This window comes from Paraflavitalea pollutisoli (assembly GCF_029360705.1).
Classification (GTDB): Bacteria; Bacteroidota; Bacteroidia; order Chitinophagales; family Chitinophagaceae; genus Paraflavitalea; species Paraflavitalea pollutisoli.
This window is the reverse complement of sequence record NZ_JARKMX010000008.1, coordinates 299,460-321,344: the sequence shown is the minus strand read 5'-3', so window position 1 is coordinate 321,344 and position 21,885 is coordinate 299,460. Positions and strand designations below refer to the sequence as shown.

Annotated in this window: 15 protein-coding genes; 8 read left to right on the top strand and 7 right to left on the bottom strand. The window is 52.3% G+C overall.

Features of this window, described 5'->3' with window-relative positions; translation table 11 throughout:
- Window positions 1-1,764, bottom strand: a complete 1,764-nt coding sequence (locus P2W70_RS15510) for a pectinesterase family protein (protein WP_276482400.1) — start codon at window positions 1,762-1,764, stop codon at window positions 1-3.
- A gap of 193 nt (window positions 1,765-1,957) precedes the next feature.
- Here P2W70_RS15510 and P2W70_RS15505 point away from each other — a divergent pair, with 193 nt between their 5' ends.
- Window positions 1,958-2,773: a TapB family protein gene (locus P2W70_RS15505; RefSeq protein ID WP_276482399.1), complete on the top strand. Its 816-nt coding sequence runs from the start codon at window positions 1,958-1,960 to the stop codon at window positions 2,771-2,773.
- An 84-nt stretch (window positions 2,774-2,857) separates the two neighbouring features.
- Here P2W70_RS15505 and lodB read toward each other — a convergent pair whose 3' ends face one another.
- The 4 genes from lodB to P2W70_RS15485 form a co-directional block, all read right to left on the bottom strand.
- Window positions 2,858-3,988 carry a lysine-epsilon-oxidase maturase LodB gene (lodB, locus tag P2W70_RS15500; RefSeq protein WP_276482398.1) on the bottom strand — a complete coding sequence of 377 codons (1,131 nt, stop codon included), beginning with the start codon at window positions 3,986-3,988 and terminating at the stop codon, window positions 2,858-2,860.
- Between the two features lie 10 nt (window positions 3,989-3,998).
- Window positions 3,999-6,047, bottom strand: coding sequence for a CTQ-dependent lysine 6-oxidase LodA (gene lodA, locus P2W70_RS15495; protein WP_276482397.1), 2,049 nt, complete (start codon window positions 6,045-6,047; stop codon window positions 3,999-4,001).
- A gap of 299 nt (window positions 6,048-6,346) precedes the next feature.
- Window positions 6,347-6,988: a response regulator gene (locus P2W70_RS15490; RefSeq protein WP_276482396.1), complete on the bottom strand. Its 642-nt coding sequence runs from the start codon at window positions 6,986-6,988 to the stop codon at window positions 6,347-6,349.
- Window positions 6,969-8,948 carry a tetratricopeptide repeat-containing sensor histidine kinase gene (locus tag P2W70_RS15485; RefSeq protein WP_276482395.1) on the bottom strand — a complete coding sequence of 660 codons (1,980 nt, stop codon included), beginning with the start codon at window positions 8,946-8,948 and terminating at the stop codon, window positions 6,969-6,971. Before P2W70_RS15485 ends, P2W70_RS15490 begins: the two co-directional genes overlap by 20 nt.
- A 165-nt stretch (window positions 8,949-9,113) precedes the next feature.
- On the opposite strand from P2W70_RS15485, the gene P2W70_RS15480 reads away from it, so the two are divergent.
- Both P2W70_RS15480 and P2W70_RS15475 read left to right on the top strand, forming a co-directional pair.
- Window positions 9,114-10,067 (top strand): TolB family protein, encoded by a 954-nt coding sequence (locus P2W70_RS15480; protein WP_276482394.1) that lies wholly within the window; start codon window positions 9,114-9,116, stop codon window positions 10,065-10,067.
- 140 nt (window positions 10,068-10,207) lie between these two features.
- Window positions 10,208-11,101 carry a hypothetical protein gene (locus P2W70_RS15475; RefSeq protein ID WP_276482393.1) on the top strand — a complete coding sequence of 298 codons (894 nt, stop codon included), beginning with the start codon at window positions 10,208-10,210 and terminating at the stop codon, window positions 11,099-11,101.
- Between the two features lie 70 nt (window positions 11,102-11,171).
- Here the strand turns inward: P2W70_RS15475 and P2W70_RS15470 are convergent, their stop codons facing one another.
- Entirely contained in the window at window positions 11,172-13,835 is a 2,664-nt protein-coding gene (locus tag P2W70_RS15470) for a T9SS type A sorting domain-containing protein (RefSeq protein WP_276482392.1), read from the bottom strand.
- Window positions 13,836-14,455: 620 nt separating this feature from the next.
- On the opposite strand from P2W70_RS15470, the gene P2W70_RS15465 reads away from it, so the two are divergent.
- From P2W70_RS15465 to P2W70_RS15445, 5 genes are all read left to right on the top strand, one after another.
- On the top strand, window positions 14,456-15,406 hold the full coding sequence (locus tag P2W70_RS15465; RefSeq protein ID WP_276482391.1) for an aldo/keto reductase: 951 nt from the start codon (window positions 14,456-14,458) through the stop codon (window positions 15,404-15,406).
- A 59-nt stretch (window positions 15,407-15,465) separates the two neighbouring features.
- Window positions 15,466-15,843, top strand: a complete 378-nt coding sequence (locus P2W70_RS15460; RefSeq protein WP_276482390.1) for a response regulator — start codon at window positions 15,466-15,468, stop codon at window positions 15,841-15,843.
- Between the two features lie 755 nt (window positions 15,844-16,598).
- On the top strand, window positions 16,599-17,024 hold the full coding sequence (locus P2W70_RS15455) for a TerB family tellurite resistance protein (protein ID WP_276482389.1): 426 nt from the start codon (window positions 16,599-16,601) through the stop codon (window positions 17,022-17,024).
- 154 nt (window positions 17,025-17,178) lie between these two features.
- Window positions 17,179-18,459: a S41 family peptidase gene (locus tag P2W70_RS15450; RefSeq protein WP_276482388.1), complete on the top strand. Its 1,281-nt coding sequence runs from the start codon at window positions 17,179-17,181 to the stop codon at window positions 18,457-18,459.
- Window positions 18,460-18,611: 152 nt separating this feature from the next.
- Window positions 18,612-19,532: a ClpXP adapter SpxH family protein gene (locus P2W70_RS15445; protein WP_276482387.1), complete on the top strand. Its 921-nt coding sequence runs from the start codon at window positions 18,612-18,614 to the stop codon at window positions 19,530-19,532.
- A 100-nt stretch (window positions 19,533-19,632) separates the two neighbouring features.
- Here P2W70_RS15445 and P2W70_RS15440 read toward each other — a convergent pair whose 3' ends face one another.
- On the bottom strand, window positions 19,633-21,885 hold the full coding sequence (locus P2W70_RS15440) for an excinuclease ABC subunit UvrA (protein WP_276482386.1): 2,253 nt from the start codon (window positions 21,883-21,885) through the stop codon (window positions 19,633-19,635).

Here is a 21,885-nt window from a genome sequence, read left to right as displayed (position 1 = left end):
CTATTGTTTTACAAACTTTTGCGTCAGGTTGGTATGTCCATTGTACAACCTGACAAAGTATACTCCTGGAGCAAAGCTTCCAACATGGATGCGCTGTTTAGCGCCTTTCAATAGAGGAGCGACTACCTGCCGGCCCAGGTTATCGTAGATCGCCACGCGCGAATAGCTTTGCCAATCCGTACCCGCATCGATGATGATCTCGCCGTCAGCAGCGGTGGGGTATACACGCAAGCGGCCCGTTGCAGCAACGGAGGCGGGCGTTTCGGTTCCAACAGTTGCCACCCGCGCCGTCGCTTTCGTGAACACAAAATGATTGAGGTTAAAGAGATAACCGGTTCCGCTGCCACTCGCCAACACGTACAGATCATGGATGCCCGTAACGCCGCTGGCGGAACCACTAACTGTTGTCCAGGTTTGCCAGCCGCCCGTACTGGTCACGGGGTAGCTGCCGATCTGCGTGCCGGCCGTACCATCGATGCGAAAGGTCAGGGTACCGCCGGTCGTATTGCTCGATACACGGGCAGTGAAACCAGTAGCCCCCGTACCAAAATCGACACTGGCATACCGCATCCAGTCCCCGTTGTGAATGTAACCGACATTCAAGCCACCTTCACTGCAGGTTTCCGTTTTTACCCCTAGCATGGCGCTGTAGTTCTCTGCCTGTATCGTCGTAAAGGCGCTGGTGCCAGCCGTCGCGTTGATGGTGGTGAGGGGATTCCAGTTATCCGTTACCTGCGGACTGCCACTGTTGGCCTTCAACACATTCAATAGGGCATAAGGTTGCGCCTGGGTGGCGTTGAGGATCTTCACCCATGATGGCCTCGATCCCGGTACATAGCCGTTGCCCGAATTACTGTACTCGCTAAAGCGCGCGGTGGCCTGGTTGGCCGCATTGCCCCAGTCATTCCAGCCAGCCGCTTTTACGGCACCGGATATATTAGTGGCCCGAAAGGTCACTGATGCATACGGACCCCAGGGTCTGCCCAGGTCAGTAATATTCGTCCCCGCGCCGGTAATGCGGCAATTGTTGAATACATACCCAAACTGGATATGCTGTGCTGTATTGGCTGCTGTAATAGAAGTACCTCCTTTACTGTAGATATCACAATTCTCAAAGAAAGAGATGGCGCCTCCAAAGATGAAATCGGTAGTACCTTCAAAATAACAGGCTTCATGGTACGACCTACCGCTGTGCGCGTAGTACGTATCCTGGTTGCCCAGGAAACGGCAGTTCTTAAAGATCGCCTTATCGGCCGTAGCACGCACAGCCACAGCCTGGCCCAGCGAAGGACTGGCGGTATTGGCGAAGGACAGATTCAGGGCGTAAAAACCTGCTCCATTTATAAAGCTGCTGGCAGAGTTGGAGGTACCAAAGGGTTGACCAGTAGCCGGGTTGATCTTATTCGCTGCATTATCATAAGTAAGAATGGTACCTGTATTACTTTCCCCGATAAAAGTCAGGTTGGTTTTATTGGACGGCACCGTAATGACCTCATAATAAGATCCATTGCGGATAAAAATCTTCGTACGTATGGCACTGTTGGCTGGTGCCGCATTCACCGCAGCCTGTACCGTGGTATAGTTTCCAGATCCATCCTTAGCAACTACGATATCATATTGTGCAAACAGGGCAGAGCACGAGATGATCAGGATCAATAAAAGCAGGGAAGGGCGTCCAAAATGGCCACCGTGGCGGGTTCTGCGGCATGCGGAACGCCTTAAGAACCCTAACTGAGTGAGAATGACAGGCTTGGCGGTATTCATATGGTTTAATGGTTGATGACAAATCGGCAATCGTATACAGTTATACAACTGGGTTAGTAGATTCAACCACAGAAATGTCAAATTTCTGCAGGCGTAGTTTTACCCATAATGGTCAAAAACAGCGCCTGTTTTGAATAAATCCACGCGGCCTTGCGTTGATAACAGACGATTGTCCATACCCAAACTGAAAGCGATGAAACCAATGCTCACCCTGCTACTCACGCTATCGGCCTGCGCTGCCACTGCCCAACACTGCGACAACTCGCTGCTATTCAAACCCGGTGTTGTACTAACATTTAAGACCTACCAGACCTATATGACCTCACCCAAGGTCAAATACCATGAAACCACCAGGCTGATCGTAAAAGTGGAAGCTGTGAAGGATAGTAACAGCAAGCGATACAGTTATATTACCAAAACGGGGGTCAATCCACAAAACGAATCACTCCGCTATGAGAAGAAGTATATCATTGCCTGCGACGGCCAATCCTTTACCATCCCCATCGACCTTTACTTCGCAGAACAAGTTTATTTTTCCAATCATTATGAAAATAATTCACCAGCAGCCTTGAGCGATACCGGTTTATATGCTTCTTACACCTTCAACAACACCGTAGCGCTCCGGTTTCCGGTAAGCAGCAGCAGTCTGCCAGTTCAACTGAAAGGAGATCGCCTGGACGGGCAGCTGTACCGGCGATACTATGAGGAAACACAGAAAGCGGGCGAGGTTGGTGGAGAAATCACCGATCGCAAAATAACGTCCACAGCTGCTGCTTCATTTGTCTATTCCGATCTGCGCCTGGGAAACAGGTTGTCGTATGAAGTACCAGCGGGCTCTTTCAACTGCCAGCTCATGAGCCTGGCGCAAACCATCGAGTTGGGCAAGGCCAGTTTTAAGCAGGAACAGAAAGTTTATTACAACCACCGGCTGGGCATCGTTCGGTCAGAGCATTACGTCAACACAACACTATACACTATGTTCACGGAGTTGGTGAGTGTACAGGAGTAGCTTTTCCGCCCTCACAAAACTAAAAAGGTTGATTGCCCATGATCGATGAACAACCAACCTTATTCAATTCTATACAAAGACTATTTAAGGAACCATTTCCGCCAATCCGGCCTGCCGCCGTTGCCAGAAGGCCGATTCCGGCCAGCGTTTCTCTTGCTGATAAATGCGCCTCCGCAAATCCATGTATTGATAGAAATGCCGCTCCAGGTCAGATTGATAGGTCTTGATCCTTTGCGGATCGGGAGCCGCTAATTCGCCCAATATCACACTGGCTGCCTGGCAGGCTGAGGTCAGCGCAAATCCCACGCCCATGGAAGAGACGGGATCAAAGGCGACCGCCGCATCGCCGATGGCGATAAAACCTGTACGCCCGGCTAATTGCGCAAACTGGCTGTGTGCACTGCGCAACCAGACCTCATCGATCTTCTCCGCCCCCTGCAACAGTTCTTTCAGGTGTTTGGATTGCTGCATGGTATCTATCCAGCCATCCACCGTATGCAGCCGCTGTTGCGATATAATGTCTGCGTCGGAGAAGAAGATCATGGTACGTGTATCCCTCGCCAGGGTGGCACTGTACCACCAGCCGTTCTCCACGGTCTCCAGCATTACTTCCTGCGCCAGTGCAGGCCTGCCTTTGAACACCACACGCGCACCCACCCCCAACAATTTATCGGTCTTTTCAGTGGGCACCCCGATCTGCCGGCATACGGAAGCCTTTCGGCCGGTGGCATCGACCAGGAAGCGGGTCCTGAAAGTAAACTCGCCCTTGTCCCGGTGCCTCACCACCACCTTCCAGCTTCCGTCAGCATCCTGCAGGAACTGTTTGCACCGCATATTGGGAAATACATGGCCGCCTCTGGCGGCTACCTGTTCCAGCAGGGTGATATCGAATTGTAACCGGTCGAGCTGGTAGCTGTTGCCGGCGGTCGTAAAGACGGCGTCTCTCATCACCGGAAGGTCCATCCCCCAATACGTGGTATGTCCATAAGAAGGCAGGAAACAATCGGGGCCAAACGCTTTTCGGTCGATCTGCAAATAATCGATGAGGTCGAAGATGGCAAGGGATACATGCTCGCCGATCCGTTCAAAGTCGAAGTCGGTCAGCTCTACGATCGAGACGTCGAGGTCTTTGCCATATTGTAACAGGCTGAGAGCAGCGGCGGCCCCTGCCGGGCCGCCGCCGATGATCAGCACATCGTTGGTGTATTCTGTCATAACAAGGAGATTAACGTCTGTTGCGGGTTCCTGACCGGGGTACCTTCGGCGCATCGGGGTGCATCTCTATTTTCTTAAAGGCTCTGGCTTCCAGTGCTGCTGCCAGCTTCTTCGCCTTTTCACTGCCCACCGCTTTCACCTGGGCCGGCGACTGTATATAAAACACTGGAATGGTTGTCTCATTGTCGTCTGTATTGCCACTAATGCTTCCTATCCCAACGTTTTTGGTGGTGAACAACTCGTTGTTCCTTTCCGTTTCGGTAAAGAACGGATAGTTGGCATTGCCCGTGTTTTGATTACGGATAAAGGCCAGGGCAAACCAGTATTCCACCATCTGCGTGAAACTGTTGATGCCACGTGCATAGTTGAGCTGCTGCCCCATGGGAGAATTGGCAGCCGCCTGACCTTCTGGTGTCGATTCACCTACCAATGTATCCCAGGGACTTTGTGGTGGCCACCAGTAGGAATAGTAGGTAGGTGGCAGCGGCATGGCACTGTCGCCGGTACCTGTTTTGTTCATGGAAGCGTCGGTAAAATTGACGTACTGGATGGTACACTGGAAGAAGTCTGCCTGCCAGGGGCAAGCCATCCTTTTGGTGAGGTCACCCGGCTCGCAGCCACCACCATTGCATTCATCCCGCATAGGTGTGAGGCCCGTACTGTTGTAATAATTGGGGCCAGCTGTGTCGTTGATTACGAATGGCGCAGCATAGACATTGGGATTTTGCATATTCCAGGTCGCTTCAATTCCCGGACACATGGGTAACCCCACACAATTACCCATGGCACCCATGACACCATCATAGTTAAAGTCACGTAAATATTGGGGATCACTGGTAAACTTACCAATGGCCCATTGCCCCAGTAAAAAATACTGCGTATCGTTCAACGCCAGAAATTTCACCAGGGTCTGGTTACTAACAGAATTGCTGCCTGAGTTGACTGGCATGAGTGGGAAAGTGCCACCTTGATTGTGCGCGAATAATTGTGCCGATGGCTGATTGGGCGACGGGTCGTTGATGCCATTGGGCTGCCGGAAATAAGTAGCAAACTCCAGGCGATTGGCCTTGTTGCTGTCGCTGGCATCTGAAAAGTCGAAGATATTGGAAGCGAAGGCCTGCATCGGTTGTACGTTGGCCACCCATTGATAATTGCCCATGCGCTGAAGGATGGGCAGAATGTCACGCTCGTATATAGCCATATAGGAGTGGTTGTATTGTCCACCACTATACATGTCTGGTTTGAAATTGAAATTTCTGACAGCAACATCAAACATCGTATCGGCCAGTGTGGAGATATTGACGATCTCAGGGGCAAAATCCGGTGAACCGACGATACACCAGGCTTTCAGGGTAACTGGAGGAAGCCCGCGATTGAAGGTGATGGTGCAATAGACAGGCCCATCAGCAATATCGTCGTGCCAGGTGCTTTGGCCACCGTAGTTCTTGATGGCTTCTTTGCCACCGGCATTCCCATAGCCGCCCAAAACCACCAGCCGCCCCTTGCTGTCGGTGAGCACTTCGCCCAGGGTGGTGATGGGCGTACCTTGCGTTACCGATCCGGGAAAACTCACCGGATAGCCTGCGGGGGCTGTATCTGCCGTAAACTTTGCGGAGTCATTCGCTCCTGTAACCGTACGGGGGCCAGGATCGATGATGAGTTTTTGCCGGTCCGAATCCTTCAGCACAAGCGGATTGCGCATTTTCGTACCTAACTTTTGGTAACTGTTGTCGGGCCCAAAAAGCAGGTTACCATCTTCTTCACTGAACTGGTACCAGGCAGCCTTTTTGTTGGCCAGGTGCACCGTCCAGGTAATAGAAGCAACCAGGGGATTATCCAGTGTGAGCTCACCGCCCGTATCACTCATAATAGTGAAAGGTTGTCCCTGCCGGCGCACCATGCCCGACGCGTCTTTGAAATTCTTGACAGGCCCCAGATTGTTGCCAAACTGATCGGCTTCAAAAGGTAGTCCGCCTGCAGTTTTGGGAGCAAGATAGAACGGGCCCGTGCTGTTGCCCAGCCTGGCTACCCCCACGGAAGGAGAGATGAAAAAATTCATTGTTTGTAGATTAATGAGGTAAACAAAAGGTAAGCATCGCGCTAAAGATAGCCGCGCGACCAGACGAGGAGGGACCGTGAAAACACCCTTTTTGCCCGACAGGGAAAAACTCCCTGTTTCAGCGCAACGATGTTGTAATTGCTGCGCGTTCGATAGTTGATTAGTCCATTTATCGGTCAGGCGTAGTGCCTGTAAAATGCCTGCGCAACCGGTAGCGGGCATATCCGGGATCACTAGCTAGGTTTCATGTAAGTTTTGTGTGCGGCACAGGAGGGGATACCTACCTGCTTGTAATGCCCTCAGATCAATCCTGTTTCCTTGGCACGGTTGATCAGGGTCACGATATTGTTGACCTGAAATTTGTGCAGCAGGGTAGCACGATGGGTTTTAACGGTCAATGGACTGATGTACAGTTCTTCGGCAATAGCTACCGATTGTCGGCCAGCTGCCAGTAGTTGTAAGATCTGCTTCTCACGCTTCGTGAGTTCGGGCACGGGTTGCTGTGTGTTGAGATCGGGCTGCGCCATGATCTCTTTGACTTCCTGGCTCATCACTGTCTTGCCGTCCAACACCGAATTCAGTGCTTCCAGCAATTCCTGCGCCGACACATTCTTGAGCAGGTAACCGCGGGCACCGTTCTGCAGCATTTGGCTGATGATGCTGCGTTCGCTGAGGTTGCTGAGTGCCACCACCATTGTGGCTGGCCATTGCGTGGTGATCTGTTTACAAAAATGAACACCACTGCCATCGGGTAGCGTAATATCCAGCAATACGATATCCACAGGCTGCGTTTGCAGAAAGTCCAGCAGCGCGCTACCCGTGGTAAAGCAGCCTGCAATGGCATAAAGCGGATCATGCTCCAGCAGGGACCTGAATCCCTGTAGCACGATAGGATGATCGTCGACGATGACGACACTGATCTTATGTGGCAGATGCGACATTCAATTCTATATTGATGATGGTTCCTTCGGGCGATGATTCAATCACCAGGCTGCCCTTGAAGTATTCCACCCGGTTACGGATATTTTTCAGTCCGATCCCTCCCGACTGCACGGTAGCGGGATCGAATCCTTTGCCATTGTCTTCCACCGTGATAAAAAAACGATCTTCCTCCTGACTGCATTGCAACAGGATCACCGATGCACCGGCATGCTTTACCGCATTGCTGATGATCTCCTGTATCATCCGGTAGATCATCGTTTGGGTAGAGAGCGGTAATGCCGCATCGATATGATAAGCATTGTACACCACCCGCAGCTGTGCGCTCATGACCGACCCGCAAAGGTCTTTGAGGGCATCGGTCAGGCCGAGCGTCAACAGCGACTCCGGCATCATATTGCGCGATATCCAACGCAATTCCCGGATCGATTGATCCAGCTGATCCGTCACCAGCTGCAGGGACTGTGCTTCTCGAGCTGATTCCGCGTTAATGCGAGAAAGGTTCAGTTTGACTGCCGACAACTGGCAACCCAATCCATCGTGCAGGTCGCGCGCCATGCGCTGACGTTCCTGTTCCTGGCCATCCATCAACGCGGCATAGTTCTTCTTCTCCAGTTCGGCCTGGTGTTCCTCCTCGCGCCGGGCAGCCATGCGCTGGCGGTACCGCAAGCGCATAACGGCGAGCGAAGCGATGAGCAACAAGCCTGCTATGACCGACAGCAGCAACAATACCTGAAACTTTCTGTCGCGGGCATCGATCTTTTTCTCATGTTCCAGGGTTAGTATCTGTTTCTCTTTTTCCGTAGTTCGGAATTGTGCTTCCAGTCGGGCGATCTCAGTATTGGTTTGATTGGCATGGATAGAGTCCGATAGCAAGGCATACTGCCGCATCCAGGTAAACGCAGCCTCCATATTACCAGCCTGTTTTTCCGTTTCGGCGAGATCATACAGCCATTGTCTTTTGTTCTTGGATAAGGGGAAGCTGGCCTCCAACGCCAAACCTTGCTGTAGTAAATTCCTCGCCGCTGTATAATTCTTTTCGTCTTTGTACAAGTTGAATTGCTCATAGAGCAGCGATCGTTTTTCGAATCTATCCTGCATCCGGTCGGCCAGAATCAATCCCTGCGCCAGGCTCTGGTGCGCTTTTGCCCGATCACCGACAGCGCGGTAATAGGCGCCTTCCACCGCGTAGTACAGTGGCCAATAGGGCGAATCAGGGTTGGGAGTCAACACCTTCCTCGCTTTGTCGAGCAACGGCTTCGCCATGGCGGATTTCCCCTGCAGGAGGGAGGCACGGGCCGATAGCACATAGGCATCGGCCAGGTCGGCATAAACAGTAGTGTTGGCTTCCATGATGGCAATGGCCCGCGGGAAATACTGTAGTGCCCGTCCGTAGTCCCCCATGTTCAGCAACACCAGGCCGATGTTGTGGTAGTTGAGCGCCACGCGCGTGCTGTCGCCCGCCTGTTGTGCCAGGGGCAGCGCTTTGTTGATCAGGATATCGATATACCCTCTTGTATTGTCGCGCCGCTGTTCCAGGGCGCCATAATTGTTCCAGGCCCGCGAACGATATACCAGCGCTTCGGGTTGCGGAAATTTGGCCAATTGCTTTTCGGCATACAGGTATTCCTCCTGACTACGATCGGGATTGAACTCGAAGTAAACACCTGCCAGGTAGAAATGAGCAATGGCTGACAGGTAGGCATCCTGCTTGCTCCGGTCGAGGGCTTGCCGCGCATAGTCGAGCGCTTTCGTGGTATCACGGGTGCTGTAGTAGTCTGACAGTCCAAACAGTGCCTCCGTCTGATCTTTTAGCGGACCAGCTTTCGCCAGTACCCGCTGCAGGCTATCGGGCAACCGACGATCATCGACTACATGCTGCGCCCGTGCAGGTAAGGCCAGGACCAGGCACCACAAAGCACAATAAATGATATGGATGATATGGACAAAGTATTGCTTCAATGGGAGCTGTTAAACGTGGGACTAAAAATAGGGATAAAAGGGTAGGCGGCGCTCGTTTACCAGCCCTACACCAAAAATTACTCCTTTGGGAGTATTGCCTCGCGATGCCGCTATCCGGAATTTTGTGGAGCATTTAATCAAACCACCATTCATCATTTTACCACCATGAAAAAACTTGTATACTGGCTCAGCCTGGTTGTGCTGCTGGCAGCCTGCTCCAAAGACAAACCCGAGGACGATAATAACGGTACCACGCCCGGCGGCGGCTTCAAAGCGCTGGGTGCTGGCTTCATTTATTACGACTGGGCCACCGAAGGCATTCAGAAAGTAAACCTGCAAACAGGTGTTAAAGGACAGGCCATGGTGTCCGATACCCGCCGCAATGGCTGGGACATCAGTCGCGATCATACTCTATTACTGGAAGCCAAGGACCATCCCGATGACTATGACAACGAGCTATACACCATTACCAATATCAAAGACGGTACGCTGGTGTCGCAGTTCAAGAAACTCTCCGGCTATGCCAATCATACCTTTCCTTCCTTATCCTACGACAATAAGCTGATCGTGGTACCCCCAACAGACGACGACGGCATCATGCTGCTGGACCTGCAAGGCAAGGTATTGATGAACCTCGTCACCTTCCAGGGCAAAAAACTGGAAGGCAGTGTAGAATGGATGCCCGACAACACCCTGCTATTCCGGCAAGGCAACAGCTTGTACCGCACCAATGCCGCCTTCACACAGGGCACCCTGGTAAAGACGCTCAACTTTGCCGAATGGGGTGATATGGCCGTAAGTCCCGACGGCAGCAAGATCGCCCTGGCCGGCGGCAACCATATCTGGCTGATGAACAGCGATGGCACCAACCTCACACAGGTTACCGAGAGTAATAAAAAGGAAGTGATGCCCGTCTTTTCGCCGGACTCCAAATACTTGTTGCTCGGGTACAACTATACCATCACCGGGACCTTTGGCCGCTACTGGTACCTGGCCATCATTGCGGCCGACTTTGGCAAATACAATGTCGACGAAGGGGCTGACAGCCGCGTGATTCCCTTTATTCCGAAAGGGGAAACCCGGGCTGAGCCTTCCGACGGCACCATGCTCTGGCGATAAGGCCAGTAGCATTGCCGGATATTTTCTAATGCTAGACGCATATTAACCCACACCACAATAATCTTTCAGTAGTCAGGAGGGGTAGTTTAAATTGCTATGGTGAAAGCCTACTAAGATAAAGTAGGCTTTCCTGTAGCATTATGAAACAAGCCACCACCTTTTTAGCCGTATGCCTTTCTTTGTCGGCCGCTGCACAAAACAGCCAGCCCGGCAATGCCCTGATCACCACCTATAGTCAATACGTGATCGGCGCACCACCCGATAGCCTGAAACTCGATACCAGTTTTTACAAGAAGTATACCGATGCCTATGGCATTCCGGTGGTATCATCGACCAATGTGTCGGACGAAGCGGTGCTGGTAGCACGTGACATCGTCAACTATATGTTGTTGAAAAGACCTGATGTGCGGAGCGTACTCATCCGCAGAGGTGCGCGCCTGTCCATCATCGGCAAAGCGGAAATGCAGACCGACCTGCCCGAATGCCGCGACTGGAAGAAACCTACGAAAGACGATCGCCGGCTGACCAATGGCGAACGCGAAAACTACGACAAGCCCGGTGGCATCGCTTCGATGACCGACCGTCAATACTGGAACCAACGTGCCCGCGGCATGGGTGGTATTAAAACCTCCTGTGCGGAAGAGAACCTGCTCGGCATTCCCGGCACGCGCTACTTTGGCGAGAACATCACCGTACATGAATTCAGCCACAACATCATGGGCGCCCTGGTATCGATCGATACGGCTTTCCGCAGTGCGTTGAGAGCGTCGTATGAGGCGGCCAAGAGCAAAGGCCTGTACAAGAACCAATATGCCATCAACACGATGGAAGAATATTGGGCAGAAGGCACGCAGTGGTGGTTCTGGTCCAACTTTGAGTTCATGGACGGCAGCACACGCCTCCAAACACCCGACGACCTGAAACAATACGACCCCACGTTGTATGCCTTGCTGGAACAGGTGTATGTAGGTCATCATATTCCCATGGATGTGTACCACGGCCGCAACCTGAATTCGCCCGCTAGGAGACGGTAAGTTGATTATATCGAAGCAAAAGGCCATCCCCCCTACGGAGATGGCCTTTTGCATTGGTGACAATGGTTCCCTACAACTTCAATAATTTCTTCAGCACTACGCCTTGTCCGTTGAGCACCCGTACGAGGTACTGACCCTGTGGCAGGTGCTGTACCTGTGCGGTGGTTTGATTGTAACCTTTGAAGGTGGCTACCGTCTTCCGGGAAAGTATGACGCCTTTCAGGTCTACGATCTGAATGGTAGTCACCCCATTGGCAGCGGCCGTCCACCCGATATTGACGGTACCATACGTAGGGTTGGGGGCTATACCGATAACGGTTGGTTCCTCGTTGGTGATCGTCTTTTCCACCAGCAGCGATGGCTTCCGCAGCAAGCCGCTGCAATCACTGGTATCGGCGATCCAGATAAAGACATTGTTCGTCGACGTAGTACCGATGGTACTGTACGCACTATCCCAGGTAATGGGTGAATAACTCTGGGCAAGCTCAGTGTACTTCGTCAGCGCTCCCGGGTTGCGTACCCTGGCCGAATCCCTGCCGTGGCGGCTGCTGTATGCCCCAAATGGATACCCGCTCAGGTGACTGGTCCACCACCAGCTCTTCAACGGATTGACAACTACCGTCCAGCCATCGGAATCCATATGCCCGTTGTCATAATGGTCGAGTGACACATATACGCCGAACGCTTTGTAATAGGCTGACTGTCCCTGTCCGTTCACGCTGAACTTGTTCATGAGGTAAGTGAGCTGACTGTTTGCACTGCGGCCAATCGCAGTAAAGATATTCCGGTGCCGAACAGCGGCAGCTGTATCGAAGATATGATGGGGCAGGCTGTCGAGGCTCCACTTGATACCGATCTCCATATCGGCCTTGAGGTGAATATTGTTGAGCTGGGTCACCATATGGTATACGGCGGTGTCGCCATTGCACAACGGTTGTTTACCGTTCCAGCCATTCTTGTATTTCTTCGCCAACCCTTTTTGCACGGCATAGGCAGAATCCTTGCCCGTTGAATCGGTCATATTGTAAATGAAGAAATGCTTCAGCGTGGCGCGTTGAGCGGTATCACCAATGTAATACAGGAAATTCTTGCTGGCATGCGTGAACTGCCGCAGCTGACCTACCACAAAGGGACCGGAGGGCGCCGGGGGTTGCGTGACCACACACTGCGCCGTATCGACGATCCAATGGAAGACGTTGTTAGCCGGCAGGCTTCCGGCTGTGCTGTAGGCACTGTCCCAGGTAGAAGCAGCGTAGTTAGCGCTCGTAAGCGTGATTTTCGTCAGCGGACCGGGGTTGCGGTTATCAGCCGAGTCTTTACCTATTGTAGAGGTACTGGACACATAGGGCCAGCCGCCGCCGGTGCCAGCCCACCACCAACTCTTGAGCGGTGTTTGCATATTGGCCCAGCCATCTGTACTCAGGTACCCATTATAAGCCTGGTCTACCGAAATGAAAACACCAAAGTTCTTCCGGAAGTAAGCGGTACCCTGACCACCTACATATTTATTCATCAGGTAAGTGAGCTCCGTGTTGGGACCATACCCAATGCCCGTGAGCACATTGCGGGGACGATGCGCAGCCACGGTGTCGAATACATGGTTGGGCAGGCTGTCCAAGGCCCATTGAATACCGCCCTCCAACGCCAGTTTGGAAGTAGGATCATTGAGCTGGGTGACCATGGTAAATACCGCCGTATCCCCATTACACAGCGGTAGCTTGCCATTCCACCCATTCTTATACTTTTTGGCCAGACCGCGTTGTACTGCGTAGGCCGAGTCTTTGCCGGTAGAATCGATGGTGTTATAGATAAAATAATATTTGAGAGAAGGACGCTGTGCCGTATCGGGAATATAATACAGGTAATTGCGGCTGCCATAGGTTTTCTGCCGCAGCTGCCCTACGACAAAAGCGGGTGGGGGAGGTGGAGGTGCCGTGAGGCCATCCAGCGGGTTGACCAGCCAGCGCCAGCGGTTGGTGAGTGCGGTACCGCCGTTGGCTACCTGCGTGCCTTTGATGCTCATGCAGCTGTCCCAGATCGTACCACAATGGCATTTGGTAGGCATGTACTGGTTGGTCAATATCTTTTGCGTGCTGCCAATATCATTGAACAGGTTGACTGCATATAAAGGCTTCGTGCCTGAATTATTATCACTGTCGGAATACCATACCCAATGCCTTCCCGCAGTGCTCCGGGCTGTAACATCGGTGCCAAGCGAAGTTGGCGACTGGGAGATGGTGATCTTGAACAGGTAGGAAAAAGCGGAGCTGCCATTGATCAGCCAATCCCACATCCTGCCCGGACCACCCGAAAAGCCGCCGCTGGAAAAATAGTTGTGGTTAGACGTGTCAACTTTATTCCCCAGCCATTTAAATACCGTGTCAACGGCCCGCGCATAGACCTGCGACTGTACGCCATAGTTGGGGATACCAAATACAATGAACTTCGCCACCGAGCTATCGTTCATCGTGACACTGCCATTCCAGTTGTGTGGGGAAGCAAACAAATTGCCCGGCGTCTGGTTACTCAGCGCGTAGCCATCTTCCTCGCCGTTGCCCCAAAAAGCCACGTGGAGATAATAATTACTGCCGGTGGCATAGTCGGCCGGCAAAAAAAGGCGATAAGTAAGGCCATTGATCGTGACAACCTGCCATTGGCCCGGCGTTGTCGGAAACTGTGCATGGGCGACGACCAATAGCACGAAGGATAAAGCTGTTAGTACGACTTTTTTCATACAAAGGTATTTTGGTTAGGATAAAACGAGGTCTGCAGCAATACAGGGAAACTGTAATACTGTATAGGGCATCACGGATCAACTGCTAATGGCAAACAGGCAAACATCATCAGGCGGGAGTGCTGGGGGGTTGGGGCAGCCGCAAACCTGATGTAGATGATTGAAACGAGTAGTAACGATAGGGTGCGATGTGTGGAGTAGTTGCTGATGGGAAATTAATGATTTCTGTTTCTATTCGCAATAACACAACGTAAATAATTTATGAATTGCGTAGTATTACCGAACCAAACAGGCATGCACATATACTTTCTGACTAATAGGTGACAAAGTATACAACATGCAGCTACTGGTTAGCCCTTAGTTATGGCGTATTTAAGAATATTTGGCAAGACCTTGCAGGTATATTGTCATTGATACACGTATATCACAATCGTACCGCAACCAGTTGAAGAAACACCGCGACGGTGGGCGACCAGTTGCACCCAATAACACCGCCGCGATACATACCGGGTTTACAATCCCAGTCGATGCCAGCCAGTTCAGACAATGGCAGTTTTCTATTAAACAAGTTTTAATAACCTTTTGCCGGCTGGGCTGTTAATAGGGCTAAATTTCTCCCCATGAATACAAGTAAGATCGGCCATTCGGACCTGGCAGTAAGCAGGATCAACCTGGGCGGCAATGTTTTTGGCTGGACGCTCGACGAAGCACAGTCCTTTAAAATACTCGACGCCTTTGCCGACAAAGGCGGCAATTTCATCGATACGGCAGATGTCTATTCCTGCTGGGTACCCGCCAACACCGGTGGCGAATCCGAAACCATTATTGGCAAATGGCTGAAAACACGTAGGGATAAAGACAAGCTTGTCGTCGCCACCAAAGTGGGCTGGGATTTTGGCGACGGTGTCAGAAAAGGGCTGAAGCCGGCTTATATCAAACAGGCCGCAGAAGCCTCGTTGAAACGCCTCCAGGTAGATACCATCGATTTGTATTATACGCATATCGATACCGGCGAGGTGCCCGTAGAAGAATACCTGGGCGCCTATGCCGAGTTGATCAAGGAAGGCAAGGTCCGCTATATCGCCGCCTCCAATGTACCGGCCGACCGCCTGCGGTATTCGCTGGAACTGGGCGCCAGTGGCGCCTATCCGCTGTACCAGGCTTTACAGCCCCACTACAACCTGGTAGAGCGCACCACCTACGAATCGGAGTACGCACCCATCGTAGCACAATATGGCCTCACCGTATTTCCGTACTGGTCACTCGCGTCGGGTTTCCTCACTGGTAAATACCGCAGCGAAGCCGACCTGGGCAAAAGCGTGCGTGGCGGCGGTGTAAAAAAATACCTGGACGCAAAAGGACTGTCCGTATTGGCAGCACTGGACGAGGTAGCGGAAAAACACCATACCTCGGTAGCAGCAGCGGCACTCGCCTGGTTGCTGGCCAAGCCGGGCATTGGAGCGCCGATCGCCAGCGCCACCAGCCCCTCACAATTAGACACCTTATTTGCCGCTACAGCCCTTACACTCGATGCGGGGGATGTGCAGGCACTGGACAAAGCCAGTCAATAACCACCATCCGGGCTGGCACGAAATTTTATAGAATGCCCGGAAACAACCAAACAGCAAGTATGAAAACTAAAACCACTAAATCTGGCCCCCGCAAAGTGTTGATCATTGAAGATGAGGGTGATCTGTGTCTGTTATTGAATATCCTGCTCGACGGCAAGGGTATGGAAGTAGACCATGTACAATCGCTCGGCAAGGCTGAGGAATATCTTCTACAGGAAGAACCTTCCGTAGTATTGTTGGACAATCGTCTGCCCGATGGATTCGGCATCGACTTCATCAGTTCGATCAAGAAACAGCATCCAGCTACCAAAGTAATTATGATTTCTGGCGTAGATACTGCCGCGCAGGACGTCGCCCTGGAGAATGGTGCCGATGCGTTTTTGAGCAAGCCTTTCACACGCGCAGCGCTGCTGGATTCCGTGACGTCGTTGGCGTAGCGATGAAAGGCATCGAGGCAGAGAGGCAATCCCGGCATTCGCCGGGACAACGAGGGATGGAGAAGCGCCAAGGCCATGAAGAGAAGATCGAGCACCATGATTTCGTGTTCTCATTAACCGTATAATAGATGATTTTAGCCCGTATAGTATGTTCGCGTGTGCGGATGTATTGTACGGGCTTCTTGTGGCCCATCACGCATCAAATTATACTTGTAAACGGGGGTGTTGCCGCTGTATATTTGCGAAGGGGGATAGACTGGGGAATCAAATACCCGTAAAAGACCACATCAGCGCAGTCGACAGATCCTGTACGAGGACCTTTCACTCGCCATCTACTATTCCCCCTTCCGATCAAACCCGCCCCGGGCTTGCATATGCCAATCGGAACCAACAAAAACCGGCGTCCCGCCTGCATTTCATCCTCCCCGACATGGGCTTGACCTGGAGTTGACGGGGGATTAACCTGGCGTTCACCAGCCCCTGCCTCCCAACAGACTGGCGACCGCTATGGAAGAGATAGGTCTGGGGTAGTAAGCTACTATTACAGCCCCGTTCATGGCCACCACAAGGACCCCATACAGCCATCAACTGGCCAATGGCTGCTAAGATATTCTGTAGATATCTCGTATATATCCCGGTGAAACCTACGGAATATCTGGATTGACGGCATACAGCTTCCGGCCTTGTACGGTATGGTGTACCGCCAAAGGCCGAGTGGCATCAAAGTTGAAGCAGGCCATACAAAAAGGAGAACCATGTATACAACCGCTATTCAATCACAGGACGAGGCGTTGACCCATTTGTTTTTTCATTGCTGCCTGAAGGATAAAGAACTGGCCGATGCCGAGTTGGAAACCGTATCCAACAAACTGGTGACCGTGGGGCTCAACAAGACCCTCAACTTCAAAGATGAGATCGTTAAATACCGCGAATACAGTGCTGAGATCACCGACGAGAACGAATACCTGCAATACCTGGTAGAGCAGATCAACCCGGCCAACGAACTGGCGTTGTTTTCGTATTGTGCCGAGCTGGTATTGAGCGACGACATTTTAGCGCCCGAAGAAGAAACGCTGCTCCACAATATCGCCGAAACGCTGGGCATCAGCAACGAAGAGCAAGACATTGTAAAAAGGCTGATGATACAGCGCAAGGTCGTAGAGACCGATAAGCTGTTTTAGCTGAAAAATTATCGCCCAATCAAAAGCCCTGCGGACTACAGTCTGCGGGGCTTCTTTGTGCCCCCGGATTGGAAGACAATTTCCGGGGATTGGCAGATAGAAGGGGAGTCTGCCCGAGGGGGATCGTATCATTGTGGTATTAAAGCACCTTACCATGATCCGATCTGTCGCTGTTTTCCTGTTGTTGTCTATGATCGCTTTGCCGGGTCGCAGTCAATCCGTGGTCCGTTACCAGGCCGACCTCGACCTGCTGTATGAGCAATTACAGACAACACCCTCCTTCAAAGACCAGATCAGGAATACGCGGAAAGCATCGTTCGACTCCCTCTACCAGGCATTGAGAAGCGATACTGCCCAGGCAGGGAATAGCTTTGCCGAATTTCGGCAATTGTCCAAATTATTCTTTCAGCTGAAAGACAATCACCTCGGCTTTTACCAGCAACCGGAAGCCGTCCTGCCATTGACCGAATACCAGAACACGGCAGCCATCGAAAAATACCGGCAGTCACGTTTTTTCACCCAATTTCCTGCCGTTCAACTTTCGCTCGACTCATTGCAGCAGGCACTGTCTACTACGCCGGCGGACTCCATCGAGGGCATTTACCACTACGACACGGTGCTGAGCATAGGACTGTACCGCACCGCCCAACCCGGCGAACTGATTGGCGTGGTATTGCGCTCTTCACTGCCTGTATGGAAACCAGGACAGGTAGCCGCTTACCTGTATGAGCAGGAACCGGGCACTTACCGGGCCCTGTATGCGCATCCCTTTTACAAATACTTTCAATTCTATACGACCGAAAAGGCCCGCAATCAATCGCTGGTCAACTCCTGGTTCTACGCTTCTCCTTCCAATGCCATCTACAAGAAAAAGCCGCTGGCACCTGACTACGTCAACATACCCCGCACAACACCCCGGCTCCAGTTCAGCACCCTGAATGCATCAACCCAATACCTGCGACTGGGCACTTTTCAATCTTCCGACGAGGACCTCAAGATCTCACAAGCCTTCTTCGACCGGATCAAAGATTCACTGACCGCACCCCACCTCATCGTCGACCTGCGCAACAACAATGGCGGTGGTTACAAAGCAGCCGGCAAGTTTCTACAACTGCTCAAGCGATACAGCTCCAAAGGAAAGATCTACCTGCTCATAAACTATGGCACGATGAGCTATGGCGAGATATTTACGTTACAATTGCGGAAAGCGATACAGGTGACGGTTTATGGCCAAACGACCCAGGGCACCATCGCCTACGGCGTCAACGGCGAATCCTCACTCAAATTTCCCAGCCGCCGGTTTGCCGGTACGATGACCGATATGAAAGATGTCGGCTATAGCCCTTACGAGAACATCGGCGTAGCTCCCGACCACGAGTGGGACAATTCAGCAGACTGGATTCAAAAGCTGGTGGACATCATTGGGCAACAGTAGACTTCGATACCCGGCTAATGAATTGTTAATCGGGTAGTCATGTTTTCCTGACTTATTGTTTGGCGTGGCGCATTTCGTCAATTTTACACCCGACATCCGGCTCCGAAGGAGCGAGGGAAAGTAAGCAAACAGGAAAACAAACAATGACATTCATGGAAAACCAGACGGTGAACCCTTTACTGTGTGATATCGAGACCGGCCTTTGCGAATTGCCGGCCGCCCACAGCGATCTGCAAACAGAAGCCATTGCGGCCGGCAATCAGCCCATCCGCGTCATCTACTATACCGATCCCATTTGCTCGTCGTGCTGGGGCATCGAGCCAGCCCTCCGGAAACTGAAATTGCAATATGGCAAGCACCTCGACATCGAATACCGCATGGGCGGCTTGTTGCCCGACTGGAGCTATAACAGCGGCGGTATCAGCAAACCCTCCGATGTCGCCAGTCATTGGGATGAAGTGAGCCTTCACTATGATATGCCCATCGATGGAGATGTATGGCTCGAAGATCCTTTGTCTTCTTCCTATCCGGCCTCCATCGCTTTCAAGGCGGCACAGGTGCAGGATGAAGCACTGGCGATCCGCTTTCTGCGGAAGATCCGTGAAATGGTATTCCTGCAAAAGAAAAATATCAGCGAATGGCAACCACTGTCAGAAGCGGCCAGGGCTGTTGGCCTGGATGTGGTAAAACTGAAAAAAGATTATGCCGGTAAGGCCAAGGCCCTGTTCAACGAAGACCTCGAGCTGGGCAGGAAGCTCGGCGTAAGGGGATTTCCTACTATGTTCTTCCTCGACAGTTCGGGCAATAAAGAACGCGTATATGGATCACAGCCGTATACGACGTACGAACAAGCCATCACCCGTTTGTATCCGGCAGCCGGCAAGTTTCATTACGACCATGACTGGCTGAGCCTGTTCACTACTTACCCCACACTCACCTCAAGAGAGTTCGCCGAATTATCCGACATGCCGCGCCAGGCAGTAGATCATTTTCTGCAACAGTTGGTGGATGATGGCGCACTCGACAAGCTGGTCACGAAGAATGGCGTCTTGTGGTTGCTTACTAGCCAATAACGTTATACCTGTTCGCAATAAATGAATGAGCCCGCAGTGAACGCTGCGGTTTTGCTGTTTGTGCCCATGAGTCATGGCGGCCCTCGAAGATGATTTTGTTTTATCGTTCGCTATAGGCCTTCAGGTATCGGCCCGTCAGCGAGTGTTTGTCTGTGACGATATCCTGTACCGTTCCCTGAAATACCACGGTACCACCTTCGTGACCGGCGCCTGGCCCCATATCGATGATCCAGTCGGCCTGGCTCATGACCTGCAGGTCGTGTTCGATCACGATCACCGTACTGCCCTGGGCGATGAGGTTGTCGAATACCTGCAGCAGCTTACCAATGTCCGACAGGTGGAGCCCGGTAGTAGGTTCATCAAATACATAGACCTGACCGCTGTTCTGTAATTCGGCGGCCAGTTTTACCCGTTGTCTTTCTCCTCCCGAAAAAGAACTGAGCGGTTGTCCCAAACGGATATAATCGAGCCCTACGGCAGCCAACTGTACCAGCGGGCGCTGCAGGCTCTCCCGGGTTAAAAAACGGGAGGCTTCTGCTACCGTCATCCGCAGCAACTCGTGTATATTTTTTCCTGCCAACTCATACTGCAACACTTCCGGCTTAAAACCCGATCCGTTACAGACCTCGCAGGTTTCTTCTACGGCGTCCATAAAGGCGAGGTCGGTGGTGATAACGCCCAGTCCTTTGCATTCGGGACAGGCGCCTGCGGCATTGGTGCTGAACAAGGAGGCACTGACTTTGTGTTTGGCCGCATACATCCGGCGTACTTCATCGGCCATGTCCATATAGGTGAGCAGGTTGCTGCGCTTACTGCCCGTCAACGCCGATTGATCGATGAGCCGTACGGTGGGATGTTGTTTGCTCAGCACCCGGTTGATCAGGGTGCTCTTGCCCGATCCGGCCACGCCCGTAACAACGGTCAATACACCAGTAGGTATATTGACACTGATGTTTTTCAGGTTGTGCAGCCGGGCGTTTTTGATGGAGAGCTGGCCGGTCGCTTTCCGAGGATCTGCCTTCAGCGTATTGCGCCTGGCCAGTGCTTCGCCGGTGAGTGTGCCGGCCGCTTTAAGGCCTTCGAGTGATCCCTGGTACACGATCTCGCCACCCTGTTCACCCGCCCGGGGCCCCATATCGACGATGTGTTCGGCCGTGAGGATGATATCGGGATCGTGCTCAACGATCAGGATGGTATTGCCCTTATCGCGCAGCTGACGAATGAGGCCATTGAGGCGGTCCACATCGCCGGGATGTAATCCTACACTGGGTTCATCGAAAATATAAACGAGGTCGGAGAGGCTGTTACCGAGGTGTTTCACCATCTTGATCCGCTGCGATTCGCCGCCCGACAAGGTAGCTGTTTCCCGGTCAAGGCTCAGATAGCCCAGCCCGATATCCAACAGGTGCTGTAAGCCGTTGACGATGGCCTGGCGCACGGTGTCTGCCGGCCGGGCATCGATGCCGCGCATAAATACCAGCAGCTCGTCGACCTGCATGGCGGCACAATCGGCAATATGTTTTCCATCGATCCGGCAGGATAATATCTTTTCGTTGAGTCGGGTGCCTTTGCACACCGGACAGGTACCCTGGCTAACCACCTGCTGGAACCGCAATTTGTTTTTCCCCTTGATCTCGTCGGTATCCCGTTTGAGAAAACTACGTTCAAAACGGGGTATGACACCCTCATACCGGGAGGTTTTGGGATATTCATGCGGATCGGCATTGGCCAGGGTGAGGTCATCGGCGTACAACAACAGGTCCCATTCTTCGGTCGTGTAATCTTTCAACTTTTTATCGTTGTCAAACAATCCGGCATAGACGTAGCGTTTCCACCGCCAGCCGCCTGGCTGAAAGGAGGGGAAGTCGATGGCGCCTTCATTCAGCGACCTGTTCTTATCGATCAGGGCATCGATATCGATGTGATCGGCCGTGCCCAGTCCCTGACAATGTGGACACATACCCACTGGGTTGTTAAAGGAAAACACATTGGAGTAGCCGACAAATGGTTTACCTACCCGGGAATACAACAACCGCAGCAGCGTGAATATCTCCGTCGCCGTACCCACGGTGGAGCGGGCATTGCCGCCGATGCGTTTCTGATCGATGATGATGGCCACAGGCAGGTGGGCAATGCTGTCGACATCCGGTTGGCCATAATGTGGCAGGCGGTGCCGGATAAAGCTGTCATAGGTTTCATTGAGGTGCCGTTGCGATTCTGCGGCAATCGTATCGAATACCAGGGATGATTTACCCGAACCGGACACACCGGTGAACACGATAAGCTGATGCTTGGGCAGGTCGAGCGACAGGTTTTTCAGGTTGTGCTCCCGGGCACCCCGGATGCTGATCAT

Excerpts from the sequence above, each read along its gene's own strand:
- P2W70_RS15440 (WP_276482386.1), bottom strand. The coding sequence starts at position 21,885 with ATGATCAGCATCCGGGGTGCCCGGGAGCACAACCTGAAAAACCTGTCG.
- P2W70_RS15460 (WP_276482390.1), top strand. The coding sequence starts at position 15,466 with ATGAAAACTAAAACCACTAAATCTGGCCCCCGCAAAGTGTTGATCATT.
- P2W70_RS15475 (WP_276482393.1), top strand. The coding sequence starts at position 10,208 with ATGAAACAAGCCACCACCTTTTTAGCCGTATGCCTTTCTTTGTCGGCC.
- lodB (WP_276482398.1), bottom strand. The coding sequence starts at position 3,988 with ATGACAGAATACACCAACGATGTGCTGATCATCGGCGGCGGCCCGGCA.
- P2W70_RS15445 (WP_276482387.1), top strand. The coding sequence starts at position 18,612 with ATGGAAAACCAGACGGTGAACCCTTTACTGTGTGATATCGAGACCGGC.
- P2W70_RS15450 (WP_276482388.1), top strand. The coding sequence starts at position 17,179 with ATGATCCGATCTGTCGCTGTTTTCCTGTTGTTGTCTATGATCGCTTTG.
- P2W70_RS15465 (WP_276482391.1), top strand. The coding sequence starts at position 14,456 with ATGAATACAAGTAAGATCGGCCATTCGGACCTGGCAGTAAGCAGGATC.
- P2W70_RS15455 (WP_276482389.1), top strand. The coding sequence starts at position 16,599 with ATGTATACAACCGCTATTCAATCACAGGACGAGGCGTTGACCCATTTG.
- lodA (WP_276482397.1), bottom strand. The coding sequence starts at position 6,047 with ATGAATTTTTTCATCTCTCCTTCCGTGGGGGTAGCCAGGCTGGGCAAC.
- P2W70_RS15470 (WP_276482392.1), bottom strand. The coding sequence starts at position 13,835 with ATGAAAAAAGTCGTACTAACAGCTTTATCCTTCGTGCTATTGGTCGTC.
- P2W70_RS15510 (WP_276482400.1), bottom strand. The coding sequence starts at position 1,764 with ATGAATACCGCCAAGCCTGTCATTCTCACTCAGTTAGGGTTCTTAAGG.
- P2W70_RS15490 (WP_276482396.1), bottom strand. The coding sequence starts at position 6,988 with ATGTCGCATCTGCCACATAAGATCAGTGTCGTCATCGTCGACGATCAT.
- P2W70_RS15505 (WP_276482399.1), top strand. The coding sequence starts at position 1,958 with ATGAAACCAATGCTCACCCTGCTACTCACGCTATCGGCCTGCGCTGCC.
- P2W70_RS15480 (WP_276482394.1), top strand. The coding sequence starts at position 9,114 with ATGAAAAAACTTGTATACTGGCTCAGCCTGGTTGTGCTGCTGGCAGCC.